The sequence below is a fragment of the Shewanella sp. MF08487 genome (assembly GCF_050848685.1).
Lineage (GTDB): Bacteria > Pseudomonadota > Gammaproteobacteria > Enterobacterales > Shewanellaceae > Shewanella > Shewanella glacialipiscicola.
In genome coordinates this window covers 81,321-97,228 of record NZ_JBOZPB010000022.1, presented here as the reverse complement: position 1 = coordinate 97,228, position 15,908 = coordinate 81,321, and the positions used below count along the sequence as shown (strand labels likewise).

General features: G+C 45.1%; 9 protein-coding genes and 1 pseudogene. 6 read left to right on the top strand and 4 right to left on the bottom strand.

Annotation, left to right across the window (positions count from 1 at the left end; translation table 11 throughout):
- Both ACRN9H_RS14995 and blaOXA read left to right on the top strand, forming a co-directional pair.
- Positions 1-88: pseudogene (locus tag ACRN9H_RS14995) on the top strand (IS5/IS1182 family transposase); the annotation flags it as partial.
- A 7-nt stretch (positions 89-95) separates the two neighbouring features.
- Positions 96-980: a class D beta-lactamase gene (gene blaOXA / locus ACRN9H_RS14990; RefSeq protein WP_432314851.1), complete on the top strand. Its 885-nt coding sequence runs from the start codon at positions 96-98 to the stop codon at positions 978-980.
- 148 nt (positions 981-1,128) lie between these two features.
- Here blaOXA and ACRN9H_RS14985 read toward each other — a convergent pair whose 3' ends face one another.
- The gene (locus ACRN9H_RS14985) at positions 1,129-2,040 is read right to left on the bottom strand and encodes a LysR family transcriptional regulator (RefSeq protein WP_220773329.1); all 912 of its coding nucleotides are present in this window, start codon (positions 2,038-2,040) and stop codon (positions 1,129-1,131) included.
- 120 nt (positions 2,041-2,160) lie between these two features.
- Between ACRN9H_RS14985 and ACRN9H_RS14980 the strand changes: the two genes are divergently transcribed.
- Together ACRN9H_RS14980 and fusA are read left to right on the top strand one after the other, a co-directional pair.
- Positions 2,161-6,714, top strand: coding sequence for a biotin carboxylase N-terminal domain-containing protein (locus ACRN9H_RS14980; protein ID WP_432314849.1), 4,554 nt, complete (start codon positions 2,161-2,163; stop codon positions 6,712-6,714).
- A 585-nt stretch (positions 6,715-7,299) separates the two neighbouring features.
- Positions 7,300-9,393, top strand: a complete 2,094-nt coding sequence (gene fusA / locus ACRN9H_RS14975) for an elongation factor G (protein ID WP_432314847.1) — start codon at positions 7,300-7,302, stop codon at positions 9,391-9,393.
- Between the two features lie 164 nt (positions 9,394-9,557).
- On the opposite strand, the gene ACRN9H_RS14970 is transcribed toward fusA, so the two are convergent.
- Complete coding sequence (locus ACRN9H_RS14970) at positions 9,558-10,445, bottom strand: LysR family transcriptional regulator (protein ID WP_220772421.1); 888 nt, start codon at positions 10,443-10,445, stop codon at positions 9,558-9,560.
- Positions 10,446-10,538: 93 nt separating this feature from the next.
- Between ACRN9H_RS14970 and ACRN9H_RS14965 the strand changes: the two genes are divergently transcribed.
- On the top strand, positions 10,539-10,691 hold the full coding sequence (locus tag ACRN9H_RS14965) for a hypothetical protein (RefSeq protein ID WP_220772419.1): 153 nt from the start codon (positions 10,539-10,541) through the stop codon (positions 10,689-10,691).
- 276 nt (positions 10,692-10,967) lie between these two features.
- On the opposite strand, the gene napB is transcribed toward ACRN9H_RS14965, so the two are convergent.
- Positions 10,968-11,399: a nitrate reductase cytochrome c-type subunit NapB gene (gene napB / locus ACRN9H_RS14960; protein WP_432314845.1), complete on the bottom strand. Its 432-nt coding sequence runs from the start codon at positions 11,397-11,399 to the stop codon at positions 10,968-10,970.
- Positions 11,396-13,891 (bottom strand): nitrate reductase catalytic subunit NapA, encoded by a 2,496-nt coding sequence (gene napA / locus ACRN9H_RS14955; RefSeq protein WP_432314843.1) that lies wholly within the window; start codon positions 13,889-13,891, stop codon positions 11,396-11,398. Before napA ends, napB begins: the two co-directional genes overlap by 4 nt.
- Positions 13,892-14,594: 703 nt before the next feature.
- Here napA and ACRN9H_RS14950 point away from each other — a divergent pair.
- The gene (locus tag ACRN9H_RS14950) at positions 14,595-15,890 is read left to right on the top strand and encodes a cytochrome c (RefSeq protein ID WP_432314841.1); all 1,296 of its coding nucleotides are present in this window, start codon (positions 14,595-14,597) and stop codon (positions 15,888-15,890) included.
- Positions 15,891-15,908 lie beyond the last annotated feature (18 nt).

The following is a 15,908-nucleotide window of genomic DNA, read 5'->3' as shown; positions in this document are numbered from 1 at the left end:
ATCAACAAGATATGACAAGCTAGCAAGAAATTACGCCAGTATGGTGTCACTGGCGTTTATGTTAATGTGGCTGCCGATGTATTGCTGAGCAACATTTGTACAGCAAAGATCAACAGACCCTAGTCATATCGGCTGTGCTAGTCATATCCCCCTTCTTCGGTGCACCGACTTTTGCATCAACTACGGCTAAAGCATGGCAAGAAACCCGTAGTTGGGATGTTATTTTTACTCAGTACCAAACTCAATCGCAACAAACTCAGGTGCAACCCACTAAGTTGCAACAAATTCAGCCACAAAAAACGCAGGGTGTGGTGGTGTTATGGAACGAAAACAAGCAGCAGGGATTTACCAACAGTGTTAAACGCGCCAATCAAGGTTTTTTACCAGCATCGACGTTTAAAATCCCCAATAGCCTAATCGCACTCGATTTGGGTATCGCTAAAGATGAGCATCAAGTTTTTAAATGGGATGGTCAAACCCGCGATATCGATAATTGGAATCGGGATCAAACGTTAATTACCGCGATGAAATATTCAGTGGTACCTGTATATCAAGAATTCGCCCGCCAAATCGGTGAGGCGAGAATGTCGAAGATGATCGCCTCTTTTGATTATGGTAATGAGGATACTTCGGGAAATCTAGATAGTTTTTGGCTCGATGGCGCTATACGGATTTCGGCCATTGAGCAAATTAATTTTTTGCGCAAGTTGTACCACAACAAAATACATGCCTCAGAGCGTAGCCAACGAATAGTTAAGCAGGCCATGCTCACTGAAGCTAATGGCGATTATATTATCCGCGCAAAAACTGGTTATGCCGTTAGAGCTGAGCCGAGTATAGGCTGGTGGGTTGGCTGGATAGAACTCGATGATAATGTATGGTTTTTCGCGATGAATATGGATATTCCTGCGGCGGATAGCTTGCCACTACGTCAAACTATCACTAAGGAAATCTTGAAACTGGAGCATGTCATTCCTTAAGCTGTGTTTGGTATATCGCCCAAGGATTACGACGTTAATTCAAGTTGCTTGCTTGGCCTAAAACCAATTGTGACGCTAAAAGCCTAGATAACCGTCTAGGCTTTTTATTAGGTTTTTGAATAAGGCTTCGTTGATGCGTAGCGGATAACTAACCCATCAGGGATTGTAGGCTTTCTTGGCTGCTGAAACGTTTGACGAAAAAATCTAAGAAAACACTGATATTGGTAGCCAGTTGGCGCCTGCTCGAATAGACCCCGTAAACCTTAAAAGGTTCAATCGGCCATTCCTGTAGAATTGGCACGAGTAAGCCATTTGCGAGCTCTGTTTTACAGGCTGAATTAGATAACATGGCGATGCCAAAATCATCTATGGCTAATTGCTTCACCATTATCGGGCTGTTGACCCGCACTTTACGCTGAAAGTTCGCCATGGTTTTACGCGATCCTTTACCCAGTGGCCAAATGGGTGCCGAACGAGAAGTCCCTAATAAAATGCCACTGTGCAGACTGAGTTCTTTTGGCGTAGCGGGCGTGCCCTTGAGTTTTAAATAACCTGGGCTTGCGACTAAAATCGGTTGGCGTTCAAACAGTAATCTGGCGACGAGGTCTGAAGATTGCAGTGGACCATACTTGATGGCAATGTCATATCCTTCTCCGACTAACCCAATATCGTTATCGGTAAACTGGACATCTAATTCCACATTAGGATATAAACGCATAAACCCGCTACAGAGGTTAGCAATCAGTTCTTGGCTAAATGACACAGGGATCGCAATCCGTAATGATCCTGATACATCATCGTGAGTATTCTCGATAACAGCCTTGGCCGCTTCTACCTCATTGCGAATAGAATCACAGTGTTGATAAAACAGTGCCCCGACTTGGGTCAGACTCAAATTACGGGTGTCGCGTTGCAGTAATCGCACCCCAAGTTGTTCTTCAAGTTGGGCGATTTTGCGACTAATGGTGGATTTTGGGTGGCCGGTTTCACGGGCAGCTTGGGAAAACCCCTTGGCTCTTACCACGGCTGCAAATAGCATCATACCGTTTAAATCTGGCATGTTTTCCCACTGTCTCATATTTGGAACGAAGCGTCTTACGCAGTTTAATGGCATTAGACGGGATAACAAAGTTATATTTATTGGCTAAAAATTTTCAGAGGCTAAGCAGAGGATCTTTTGATGACCAGCAATAATCAGCCCAAACACATGACTCAAGCCCAAACGCCCGATCCGCTTTTTTTACAGGCCGAGCACTTGGCAAAGGATTTTTCTCTGTTTCCTAAGCACAGCAAACAGAGTTTATCAGAAGAAATTAAAGGTCTTTTAAATGATGATGCCATTCAGGCAAACTTAAAAGACTTGGCATTATTAGATGTCGACGGTTACGTTGCTAAGGTGATCCAGCCGACTCAAGATAAAGGTCGTCCTGGTGCAAAGCGTATCATTGCCGATCTTAAAGGTCGTTTGATTACGGAAACTCACTTGGGCTCTTTTTACAGTGCTGAGGTCGAGCTGAACTTTGGTTCACGCACTCGTCGTATTGGCTTTATCGCCCAAGAACGCACTACCGCTAACGGTGCTTGGATGCCTGAGCATCATTACGCCGCCTGTAAAGCAATTCGTCATTTTGCCGAATTATCTATGCCAATTATTTATTTAATTGACACACCAGGCGCGGATGCTGGCGAAATTGCTAACAGCCAAAACCAAGCACATTCAATTTCTAAAGCCATTGCAGAAAGTGCCAACGTTGACGTACCGACAGTCGGTATTGTTATCGGTGCTGGTTATTCTGGTGGCGCAATTCCATTAGCGGCGGCAAACATTTTGTTGTCACTGCGTGATGGTATTTTCAATACAATTCAGCCGCAAGGTCTGCAAAGTATTGCCCGTAAGTACAACTTATCTTGGCAAGAATGTGCAAAATCTGTGGGTGTATCACCAGAAGAGCTTTATACCTCGGGTTGTATCGACGGTATTATCGACTTTTCACCGGGCGATCGTGACGAGCGTCAACACAATTTACGCCGCGCGATTATTAGCAGCGTAGAGGCTGTTGAGCGTGCTGCAATAAATTTTGTGCGTGATTCTAAAGATTTACGTGAACATTATGATCGCAGCTTAATGCGTTTCCTCACACCATCTAAAAACCTGATGGCGTTGGAGCAAAATGCAGAACTGGCTGTGGCCAGCAGCCCGACCAGTCACCATAACCTGTTTGGTAGCGCCTACCGTTATTTGCGTTATTTAACGCTACGTAGCCGTATCCATTCTATTTCGCAAGAGCAATACGGTCGTTTGTCGCGTGCTAGCGTGCCAGAAGGTGACTTGTTGGCACGTATTCAGCAAGAGCAAGATCGTGTGTTCCAAGCTTGGTTATCTAACCCAGATAAACTGGTTTATGACGAAGATTTGAACAAATTGTGGACTACTTTTGTCGCTAAGCGTGACGAAGTCTCTACCGAGCGTAACATGCTGACACGTTTGATTTTGGGTGAACCAAAAGAGAACTATAAAAAAGCACGTAAAGCGCTGTTATTCAACATTAGCTGGTCTTTATACCACCGTTGGAAGAGCAACGCGGCCAACAACTTCAAAGGGCTGATTCAGCACTTAGAAAGCCTGCCAAAGTCGGTGACTCAAGCTAAATGGCCTGAGCTAAATCAACTGACTGTGCTCGATGTGGTGGTGAATGAAGAGCTGCGCGAAGATTTTATTTGGCAATGTCATAACATTCTCATTTTCAACGCCCTGTACGACAACGTTGTTGGCAGCTTAGCGTCAATCGCTAAAGAAGCCATGATGTCTAAAAGTTTGTCACGTAATTCAGTGAACAACCTGTTGCACAAGTCAATTGACCATGCATTGTCGACGCAAGATACCTCGAACGATAAAGCTAAGTTCTATAAGTGGCTCAAGTATTTTATGGGGCAATCGAACCGTGCCGATTTATTGGTACGTGTAGAGCAGTGGAAGAGTGTGGGTTTCCCGCAGCTTAACGACAGTTTATTCGTGGTGCTGACTTACTTCTTTGAACGTTTACTGCCTGAGTATTTTGATAGCGAGAGCGATAACAGTAAATATACTGGCGCAATTAACCCTGTGCGTATCGGTCGTCGTAAAGACTTCTGGAACCGCTTGACTATGGGTTATCAAGATCTGTTAATCCAAAAAGTGCTGCGTGACGAAAAACGTAAAGGCAACATGACGTGGGAAAATGTGGTTAAGCAGTTCTTTACCAATTTTGAAGAGATCAATAGCGACAAGATGTCGGCTAACCTATTGAACTTCCCTGGTTTCCGTTTATCAATTGAAGATGCTTTAGATAAAGGCATTCGTCCTTGTGGTTTGATTACGGGTATTGCCAACTTTAAAGAAAAGGGCCAAAAAGTACGTGTAGGTGTTGCTGTGTCTAACACGGCATTCCAAGCGGGTGCATTTGATATGGCCAGTGCCGAGAAATTCTCAGCATTACTGATCGAGTGTGCTAAGCATAAATTACCTGTGGTGTGCTTTATCAGTTCTGGTGGTATGCAGACTAAAGAAGGTGCTGCGGCACTGTTCTCTATGGCTGTTGTGAACGACCGTATCACACGCTTTATTCGTGATAACGAATTACCAGTACTGATGTTTGGTTTTGGTGACTGTACGGGTGGTGCACAGGCGAGCTTTGTGACTCACCCATTAGTGCAAACCTATTACCTGTCAGGTACTAACATGCCGTTCGCGGGTCAAATGGTGGTACCAGCTTATTTGCCATCTACAGCCACGCTGTCTAACTATCTGTCAAAAGTACCTGGCGCAATGGCGAGCTTAGTGCATAACCCATTTACCGACACTTTAGATAGCCAGCTGGCGGGTATCGATCCTCTGATGCCAATGCCAACGGTTAAAATTAACGACGTGATTATCAATGCACTGTCTACCTTAGTGGTTGAAGCGGCCGTTGAAGAAGAAGTGATCATACAGAACGACCCGCGTAAGTTAATGAAACCCATTAACAAAGTATTGATTCATGCCCGTGGTTGTACTGCAGTGAAACTGATCCGTAAGGCTCACGACAATAATATCAATGTGGTATTAGTCGCGTCTGATCCTGATATGACATCAGTACCTGCAGATATGCTAAAAGACACGGATAAGTTAGTTTGTCTAGGTGGTAACACCTCAGATGAAAGTTACTTAAACGCGTATTCAGTGTTAAGAGTGGCAGATTACGAGCAAGTTGATGCTCTGCATCCAGGTATTGGTTTCTTATCTGAAAGCCCTCAGTTTGCGGCATTATGTGTGAATAACGGCGTTAACTTCGTCGGCCCAAGCGTGCATTCAATGACGACTATGGGTAACAAGTCTAATGCGATTAAGACATCGCAAGCGCAAAATGTGCCTGTTGTACCAGGTTCGCACGGTATTTTGACCAATGCAGAACAAGCGGTGAATGTTGCAACTGAAATCGGCTACCCAGTACTGCTTAAAGCGGTACAAGGTGGTGGCGGTAAAGGTATTCAGGTTGTTAAGCGTCCTGAAGACATGATTGGTTTATTCCAAAAAACCGCGACTGAAGCGGCCGCCGCTTTCGGTAACGGTGACTTGTACCTAGAAAAATATGTGACATCTTTACGTCACATTGAAGTGCAATTACTGCGTGATAAGTTTGGTAATACCAAGGTATTGGGTATTCGTGACTGCTCAGTGCAACGTAATAACCAAAAAGTGGTTGAAGAGTCTGGTTCAACTATGTTGCCAGATGAGCTTAAAAAGCGAGTGTTGGATTATACCCGTGCTTTAGGTGATGCGACCGACTACATGGGCGCGGGTACTGTTGAGTTTATCTATAACTTAGATGCCAATGAAGTTTACTTCATGGAAATGAATACTCGTTTACAGGTTGAGCATCCCGTCACGGAAGCCACTTCAGGTATCGATATCGTTAGCGCGCAGTTTGATATTGCTGCAGGCCGCTCGATTGAAGCGTTAGAGCCAAAAGATATTGGTTATGCGATGGAAGTTCGTGTGACGGCTGAGAAAGCGGCGCTCGATAGCCATGGCATACTGCAGCTCATTCCAAATCCAGGCAAGATCACTGAATGTGTGTTCCCAGAACATCCAGATGTGGAAATCATTTCGATTGCTGCGCCAGGCAAAGAAGTCTCGCCATACTACGATAGCTTGATTGCGCAAATCATCATGCGCGGTGAAAACCGTGAGGATGTGATTAACAAGCTTTATGAATACTTAAACAGCGTAGTGCTAAAAGGTATCGCGACTAACATTCCGCTACTTAAGCTTATTCTGAAAGATGGTACCTTCAACGAAGGCGTTTACGACACTAACTATCTGCCACGCTTAATGGCTGAGCTGGACATTCCTGCATTGATCGCTGAAATGGAAGCTGCTGCTGAAACAGTCGAAGTCGATACTGAGTCACTGCGCGTAGGTGAAAGTAACGAGCTGAAAGTATTAGCCCAAGGCGCTGGTATCTTCTATACCTCTTCTGCACCGGGTGAACCTGACTTCGTTAAAGAAGGTGACATAGTTACGGTCGATCAAACGCTTGCACTGACAGAAGCGATGAAGATGTTCTCGCAAGTGACCTTAGCCGGCTTTAATCGTCAGAGTGCAATCTTGTACCCTGAAGACAAAAAGTATCGTATCGAGCGCATCCTGAACAGTAATGGTCAGCAAGTGTCGCAAGGTGACTTACTGTTCGTGGTATCACCCGTCGAAGAGTAAACCTTAGCGGTTAACGAGACAGATGAGTTTGAACATACCCGCCAATGGCGGGTATTTTTTTACATAAATCTGATAAACGTGACCTTTAAGTTTAATACAATGCTTAAGGCTATAAACGCAGAATGTGAATGCCAAATTTAAAGGCATGCAGGCCGATTATTTATTAACAAACAAGCATTAGTTTGGCGCGGATTATGGGAGGTGATTTTGAGGTATTAAGCGCGGTTATCTAAGCCGCTTACTTGCCGTTTTATTGTTAGTCCATAGTGCTTATGACGATATTTTTTAACGTATTACCGTTGGAAGTCGTTAAAAAATGTCATTATTAACGCATGTCAGGCTTTTTTAATGGCTTTTATTTTAAGGTTAAAAAATAAGCTGAAGTGTTTTACTTATTTGTTTTAACTTATATTTACGGGCATTTTGCTAAATTATTACGTGACTTTGTCGTGAAAAAGTACTCTAGCCATTTGCGCCGAGCAGGGTTCCAATTTACAATATGCGCCTAAATAATCTGATGTGCGGTGTGTCGGTGTTTGTCGCATACTCCGTCTACTCCTTAAACTACTCATTTAAAGTTGAATCATGACCGAATTATCCAAATACAGAAACATTGGTATCTTCGCTCACGTTGACGCGGGTAAAACCACGACCACCGAGCGTATCCTTAAGCTAACAGGCCGAATTCATAAAGCCGGTGAGACTCACGATGGTGAATCTACAACTGACTTCATGGTACAGGAAGCTGAGCGCGGTATTACCATTCAGTCTGCTGCTGTAAGCTGCTTCTGGAAAGACCACCGTTTCAACGTTATCGATACACCAGGACACGTTGACTTCACCGTTGAAGTTTACCGTTCTCTGAAAGTGCTTGATGGCGGTATCGGTGTATTCTGCGGTAGCGGCGGCGTAGAGCCTCAGTCAGAAACTAACTGGCGCTATGCGAACGACTCAGAAGTTGCTCGTATCATCTTCGTAAACAAGTTAGACCGTATCGGTGCTGACTTCCTACGTGTTGTTAAGCAAACTAAAGACGTATTAGCGGCAAACCCACTGGTTATGGTTCTACCAATTGGCGTTGAAGACGAATTTAAAGGCGTGGTTGATCTATTAACTCGTCAAGCTTATGTATGGGATGACTCAGGTCTTCCAGAAAACTTCAGCATTCAAGATGTCCCTGCTGACATGGTTGATATAGTTGAAGAATACCGTGAAATGTTAATCGAAACTGCTGTTGAGCAAGACGATGCAATCATGGAAGCTTACATGGAAGGCGAAGAGCCATCTATTGAAGACATTAAGCGTTGTATCCGTATTGGTACACGTACTATGGCGTTGTTCCCAACATACTGTGGTTCTGCCTTTAAAAACAAAGGTATGCAACTCATTCTTGATGCAGTTGTTGATTACCTGCCATCACCAGAAGAAGTTGATCCACAGCCTCTGACTGATGAAGAAGGTAATGAAACTGGCGAGTTTGCTATCGTTTCTGCTGACTTACCGTTAAAAGCGTTAGCGTTCAAAATTATGGATGACCGTTTCGGCGCCCTGACTTTCGTACGTATTTACTCTGGCCGTTTGAAGAAGGGTGACACCATCCTGAACAGCGCAACGGGTAAAACTGAACGTATCGGCCGTATGTGCGAAATGCACGCTGACGACCGTATCGAAATTGAATCTGCTCAAGCTGGCGACATTATCGCTATCGTGGGTATGAAGAACGTTCAAACAGGTCACACTTTATGTGACGTGAAACACCCATGTACTCTTGAGGCTATGGTGTTCCCTGAGCCAGTAATCTCTATTGCTGTTGCGCCAAAAGATAAAGGCGGCAGTGAGAAAATGGGTGTGGCTATCGGTAAGATGATCGCTGAAGATCCATCATTCCGCGTAGAAACTGACGAAGATTCAGGTGAAACCATCCTTAAAGGTATGGGCGAACTTCACTTAGATATTAAAGTAGACATTTTACGTCGTACTTATGGTGTTGAGTTGATTGTAGGTGAGCCACAAGTTGCTTACCGTGAAACCATTACTCAAATGGTTGAAGATCAATACACACACAAGAAACAATCTGGTGGTTCTGGTCAGTTCGGTAAAATCGAATATATCATCCGTCCAGGTGAAGCAAACACTGGTTTTGTGTTCAAATCTACAGTTGTTGGTGGTAGCGTTCCGAAGGAATTCTGGCCAGCAGTTGAGAAAGGTTTCGCGAGCATGATGAGCACAGGTACTATCGCTGGCTTCCCAGTGTTAGACGTTGAGTTCGAATTAACTGACGGTGCTTTCCACGCAGTTGACTCATCAGCTATCGCGTTCGAAATCGCTGCTAAAGGCGCTTTCCGTCAGTCAATACCTAAAGCTAAACCACAACTTCTTGAGCCAATCATGAAAGTTGACGTGTTCAGCCCAGATGACAACGTAGGTGACGTAATCGGTGACTTAAACCGTCGTCGTGGCATGATCAAAGACCAAGTTGCTGGTGTAACGGGTGTTCGTGTTAAAGCTGACGTACCGTTATCAGAAATGTTCGGTTATATCGGTACACTACGTACAATGACTTCTGGTCGTGGTCAGTTCTCTATGGAGTTCTCACACTACAGCCAATGTCCAGCTAGCGTATCTGAAAAAGTTGTAACTCAGGTTAAAGAACGTAAGGCTGCTGAAGCTAAGAAGTAATTCTTGCCTCCTATTAGCTAATTTAGTTAGCTAATAAAAACCGCTGTTGGCCCTTAGGCTTACAGCGGTTTTTTTATGGATGACATTCCGCTAAATCGTTTACGACTAATGACCAAGTTCAACCTTGACCCTGTTTATCATAACGTCTGTTGTCGTGCGACTTCTCAACGCTCAATTTTTTGTTTGCTCAATTCCAGTAAAGCATTAGCCGCTGGGGTCAAGGGTAAATTTTGCCGCCAAATAAGCGCGAGATCCCATGTCATGGCGGGATGCATCGGTTTAAAAATTAATTTACTGGCGCTTAATCGGTTACAAATAGGCTCAGGTAAAATGGCGACACCCATGTCTGCTTCAACCATAGCGGCAAGAAAATCCCATTGGCCACTGCGAAAGGCGATATTAAGCTGAACACCTGCTTTGCGGCTGAGGCGATTAATCAGTTTAGCGAGGGAAAAATCTTCGTTATAGAGAATGAAAGGATAGGGTTCAAAGTCCTGCCAATTTAAGTGGTCTCTCTCGGCTAAGGGATGCCCTTCAGGCACACAAGCAAGCAAAGGATACTTAGTCAGTGGTTGATTGACGAGCTGTGCCTCATGGGTTGTTGGTAGCGCGGTAAAGGCGATATCGAGACTGTTGTTGAGCAGGGCTTGTTCGCAGCCAAATCCACCGTACTCATACATTTGCAGTTCAACTCCAGGATAACGCTTACGATAGCTCGTCAGTAAACCAATAATAAGGCTACTCATCATCGGGCACACACCTAGACGCAGACGCCCAGATTTTAGGCCGCTGAGGTTACTCATGTCTTCCTGCAATCTATGCCATTGGCCTAGAATTTCCCGTGCACTGTGTTCAAATAGCTGTCCTGCTTGAGTTAACACTACCTTCTGGTTATTACGGATGAGCAAGGTTTCGCCTAGACTTTCTTCCAGCCTTTGGATCATTTTGCTCAGTGTGGGCTGGGTAATAAAACATTTTTGCGCGGCGCGGGTAAAGTTTTCGGTTTCCACTAAGGTTAGAAAACACTGTAAGGTCTTGATTGGAATATTCATGCTTAAATGGAATCCATATTATGGAGTTTATTCATTTTACTAATCATGGCTCAAGTATTACTTTGACCTTGTTAACAAAACAGGGGAATACCGATGAAATCCACTTCAAGTTTATGGGTGAGTGCTTTGTGGCAGGCAGCTATGCCTGTGGCAAAAGAGGTGCAAACAGCAAAAGTGGCGCAAGTCATTAAAGCGGCTCCGGTGAGTGTTTTGCATAAAGCAAAACAACAAGTCAACCCAGCCTAGGCTGGGTTTTATTTTTCTGCTTTTGATTCAAAGTGCATTTTTATTCCTCATAGCTCTGACTTCGTCTTTTAAAACCCCACGTAATCTTCCCTTCTCGATAATTAGCGCGGTGCTAGGTGTTTTTAACCTGCAATGAAATTAGCTATATCTATCTTTGATTTTACTTACTCGAACACTGACTAGCGTACTGCTAAGTAGCTACTTTAATAGGGGAGCTAAATAGCAAAAAGCCACCCTAATCAATTCGGGTGGCTTGGCTCTGCAGGGGAGTGTGGTTTATTTGCCGGAGAATTGATTCTCGACGAGTGGTTGCTTATTTTCGGCCTGAGCGACATGGCATTGAGTACAGAAATAGTTATGCCCGTTAACGGTGCCTTTATCATCAATCACATGGGACTTAGCTACTGGCGTGGCTTTCATGCGTTTTGCCTTGTCCCAACTATGGCAGCTTAAACAGCCATTTTTATCTAAGGTGATCTTGTAATCGTCCTTATGCGGGATGAGCGGTGGTTGCTCGCTAAAACTGCGCTCAATGGCGGTGCCGCGACTGGGATAAATCGCCATGGCATCGGCTGGGCGAATGTCGGTGATCGCCATGTTTCCTGCGAGGGATTGAATATTAACGGGTGCTGCGTTGGAGTCGGTTTGCTGACCTGAACAGCCGGTAATGGCGACGAGTAACGCAGTTAAGGTGAGTATTTTTCTCATTGGTTATTCTCCGCCTTGAAGACTTTCACTGGGCATTTTTTAAAGTCAGTTTCTTTTGACAGGGGATCGGTCGCATCCAATATCAGTTTGTTGACTAACTGGCGCGCATCGAAGAAAGGCATAAATACCACGCCGCGTGGTGGTTTATTGCGACCTTTGGTTTCAACACGTGTTTTAAGTTCACCGCGTGGCGATGCTACAACGACTTCGTCACCGCGTTGCAGGCCGCGAGCTTTGGCATCTTCTGGGTGCATAAATATCTGTGCATCAGGATAGGCGCGATAAAGCTCGGGTACGCGAGCTGTCATTGAACCTGTATGCCAGTGTTCTAACACCCGGCCAGTCGACATCCATAGATCGTATTCTTCATTCGGCTCTTCGGCGGCAGGCTCGTAGGGCAGGGCGAAGATCACCGCTTTACCATCGGGTTTGCCATAAAACTTAAAGCCTTCACCCGCTTTAACGTAAGGATCGCTTCCTTCCACAAAACGGCGCAGGGTTTCTTTGCCGTTAACCACAGGCCAACGTAGGCCACGAGTTTCGTGGTAACGGTCAAAATCGGCTAAGTCATGGCCATGGCCGCGGCCAAAGGTGGCATATTCTTCGAAAATACCCTTTTGCAGATAAAAACCAAAGTGTTCACTCTCATCGTTGAGCTCAGCTTTGCAATCTGAGGTGGGAAACTTGTCGATCACGCCATTGGCGAACAACACTTCATAAAGGGTTTTATCCGCGTATTCAGGTTGCTTAGCAATGAGCTCGGCAGGCCAGACTTCGGACACTTTAAAGCGTTTAGAAAACTCGACTAATTGCCATAAATCTGAGGTCGCGCCTTCGGGGGCTTTAACCTGTTGGTGCCACATATGGGTACGGCGCTCGGCATTACCATAGGCGCCTTCTTTTTCAACCCACATTGCCGTTGGCAAAATTAAGTCTGCCGCCATTGCGGTGATAGTGGGATAAGGATCTGAAACCACGATAAAGTTTTCTGGATTACGGAAGCCCGGATAAATCTCTTCGTTGATATTAGCGCCCGCCTGCATGTTATTGGTACACATGGTCCAGTAGCAGTTGAGTTTGCCGTCTTTGAGCATTCGACTCTGTTGCACAGCGTGGAAACCTGGCTTAGGCGGAATGGTGCCCTCAGGTAGTTGCCATATTTTTTCAGTGATAGCGCGATGTTTCTCGTTAGTCACTTCCATGTCGGCGGGTAAACGATGTGAGAAAGTACCGACTTCACGGGCGGTGCCGCAGGCTGATGGTTGCCCCGTTAATGAGAATGGACTGTTACCTGGAGTGGCAATTTTACCTGTGAGTAAGTGGATGTTGTAGAGCATATTGTTCGCCCATACGCCACGAACATGTTGGTTGATGCCCATGGTCCACAGACTCATGACTTTAACGTTAGGATCGGCATAGGCTTTTGCTAAGGTTTGCAGTTTTGCAGGTTCAACACCACTCATCTGAGCCGCATATTCTAGCGTATAGGTGCTAACAAATTTGGCATACTCATCAAAACTAATCGGCTTAGATTTGCCACTACCAGGATTTTTTGCTTTTTGTTCGAGTGGGTGTTCTGGGCGTAGGCCATAACCAATATCGGTGTCACCTAAGGCAAAGTTAGTGTGCTTAGTAACGAAGTCAGTATTGACTGCATTGTTTTGAATGATGTAATTGGCGATAAAATTAAGGATCACTAAGTCCGATTGTGGTCGAAAAACCATAGGGTTATCGGCTAAGTCGAAGCTACGATTCTCGAAGGTAGACAATACATGCACACGCGACGTAGGGCTGCTTAAACGTCTATCTGTGATACGCGCCCACAGGATAGGATGCATTTCGGCCATGTTCGCGCCCCAGAGTACAAACTGGTCAGCAGCTTCTAAATCATCATAACAACCCATGGGCTCGTCAATACCGAAGGTACGCATAAAACCGCCCACGGCAGATGCCATACAGTGGCGCGCATTGGGGTCGATATTGTTAGTGAGAAAGCCTGCTTTGTGGAGTTTAGAGGCGGCATAACCTTCCCAAATTGTCCACTGACCTGAGCCAAACATACCCACAGAGGTGGGGCCTTTGGTGGCGATACTGTGTTTCCATTTAGTGGCCATGGTATCGAAGGCTATATCCCAGCTCACAGGAGTAAACTCGCCTTCTTTATGGTATTTACCGTCTTTCATCCGTAGTAATGGCGTGGTTAATCTGTCTTTGCCATACATGATTTTTGATAAAAAATACCCTTTGATACAGTTAAGACCACGGTTGACTGGGCTTTCTGGATCGCCCTTAGTGGCAATGACTTTACCCGCTTTAGTACCAACTAACACACTACAGCCAACACCACAAAAGCGGCACGGAGCTTTATCCCATTTGATATTGTCGGGTTGCTCTGCAGCTTCAACCATTTTAATGGGAAGCGTTATGCCAACGGCGGTCGCAGCGGCAACTGCTGCGTTAGCCTTGAGAAACTCGCGGCGATTTATGCTCATAATCTTTCCTCACTCTTTTGCGCTAAGGTTCAGCTTACTGATATATCAAACGGGTAGATAACACGCTGGATAGGGATGAATAGGCTTTAATGTTGGCGAGTGTAGACCGCATAAATAGTGTGTGAATACCTCTGAAGAGGTATTGAAAGTGATAGTCGATCCGGATCAACTTTTCGCCAGTGATCTAACTCTCAGTTTGGAATGTAAGCCGTGAATTTTATCATCGATGGAAGTGGCTTTAATAATGATGTAGAGATAAACGCTGTGCTTAATAAGTGGTGTAATCACGGATGATACTGACTACAACACATAAACTGGATAATATATTTTGTTGATAGCAGTTAGTTGGATATACATTTCTTTACCGTCGCAATGACGCCATATCAGTCAAAGTTATATTCTATTAATACGATTTTTAATCAGCACTGATAAAGCCATGGTGCAATGTTAGTTATCGTTGCTTGTTTCTTCATCTATCATTAAAAAATCACCCGTTATAAGGCATTACTCTTAGCGGCTAAGGGAGTATAGGTTTACACTAGTGTACTTTTGTAAACTTGATCACAGTTTATGTGTACTTCGTGAGCACGATCGTCAGTATTTATTCGCGCAAACATAATCAAGTGATATTTATAAAGGGAATATGAGGTTTTTGCCTCGTCTTTTTACCATCAAAAACCAAAAATTTATGAGGCAATGTAATATGCGTAAACGCAGTTTATATAGCGTGTTTATTGCTGCTATCGTCGTTGTGGGCGCTTTTAGCATTTATGCTTGGCATCCATCGATGGCACCGATAACGCCACCCGTGAAAGAACAGTTTTCTGCAGATGTGATTGCGCAAGGTAAAGTGCTGGCCGCTGCCGGTTACTGTAGTACTTGCCATACCACTCCAGGTGGATCTCCGTATGCAGGTAATTACGAAATGCACACCGATTTCGGCACTATCTACTCTAGTAATATTACCCCTGACGTTCAGACCGGTATCGGCAATTGGTCAGAAGAAGCATTTATTCGTGCGATGCGAACTGGCGTGAGCCGTGATGGGCACCACTTGCTGCCAGCATTTCCATACGAGCATTTTAATAAGATGACGGATGAAGATATTAAGGCGGTTTATGCTTATATCATGTCGTCAGTCCCCGCTGTTAGTCAGCAAAAAATCGATAACGGTATCCCGTTCCCACTTAATATTCGTTTCTTGCAGTCGGGTTGGAAACTGTTGTTTGCCGACACCAGCCCATTTGAACCGCAAGCCGATGAATCCGCAGAATGGAACCGTGGTGCTTATCTCGCACAAGGCGTTGCTCACTGCGGGGCATGTCATACACCACGTAATGCGCTTGGTGGTGAAAAACGTGACCAGATGTATAGCGGAGCCGCTATTGATGGCTGGATTGCGCCATCGTTGACCACGAGCAGTAAAGCACCATTGAAGTGGCGCGCTGATGATTTTAATGAGTACCTACGTACTGGTAATTCTTCTTTCCACGGTAGTGCAGCAGGCCCGATGGCGCCAGTTGTGCATGCAGGTCTATCGGCCCTGTCTGATAGTGATCTCAAAGCGATTAGTGTTTATTTTGGCGCACTTGCGGGCAATCACAGTGATAATCCTGCCAGTAGCCCGGCGCTTAAAGCGGCTCTAGAGTCACAACAACTGCCTGATCCGCGTATTGATAATGGTGCTCGCTTATATGCGATTTCTTGTCAGTCGTGCCATTACAGTAGTAGCGAGCTTAACAAGGGGCGCCCACTACTGGCATTAGGCAGTGCACTGCATTTGGATGATCCTACGAATCTTATCAATGTCACACTTGACGGCTTCCGTGCTAATCAAGGTATCACTGGGGTGGTTATGCCCGCGTTCCGTGACGCATTATCGGATGAAGATATAACTGCGATTGCAACCTATCTACGTCAATCTGCCGGTGAACAACCTTGGCCTAACCTAAAACAAAAAGTGGCTGAGATCCGTCTTCAACCACGCTTTGAACATTAATCACGGGAGAAGTGAGCA

Coding starts and splice junctions, on each gene's coding strand:
- ACRN9H_RS14965 (WP_220772419.1), top strand. CDS start 10,539: ATGAAATCCACTTCAAGTTTATGGGTGAGTGCTTTGTGGCAGGCAGCT.
- napA (WP_432314843.1), bottom strand. CDS start 13,891: ATGAGCATAAATCGCCGCGAGTTTCTCAAGGCTAACGCAGCAGTTGCC.
- ACRN9H_RS14980 (WP_432314849.1), top strand. CDS start 2,161: ATGACCAGCAATAATCAGCCCAAACACATGACTCAAGCCCAAACGCCC.
- napB (WP_432314845.1), bottom strand. CDS start 11,399: ATGAGAAAAATACTCACCTTAACTGCGTTACTCGTCGCCATTACCGGC.
- fusA (WP_432314847.1), top strand. CDS start 7,300: ATGACCGAATTATCCAAATACAGAAACATTGGTATCTTCGCTCACGTT.
- ACRN9H_RS14950 (WP_432314841.1), top strand. CDS start 14,595: ATGCGTAAACGCAGTTTATATAGCGTGTTTATTGCTGCTATCGTCGTT.
- ACRN9H_RS14985 (WP_220773329.1), bottom strand. CDS start 2,040: ATGCCAGATTTAAACGGTATGATGCTATTTGCAGCCGTGGTAAGAGCC.
- ACRN9H_RS14970 (WP_220772421.1), bottom strand. CDS start 10,445: ATGAATATTCCAATCAAGACCTTACAGTGTTTTCTAACCTTAGTGGAA.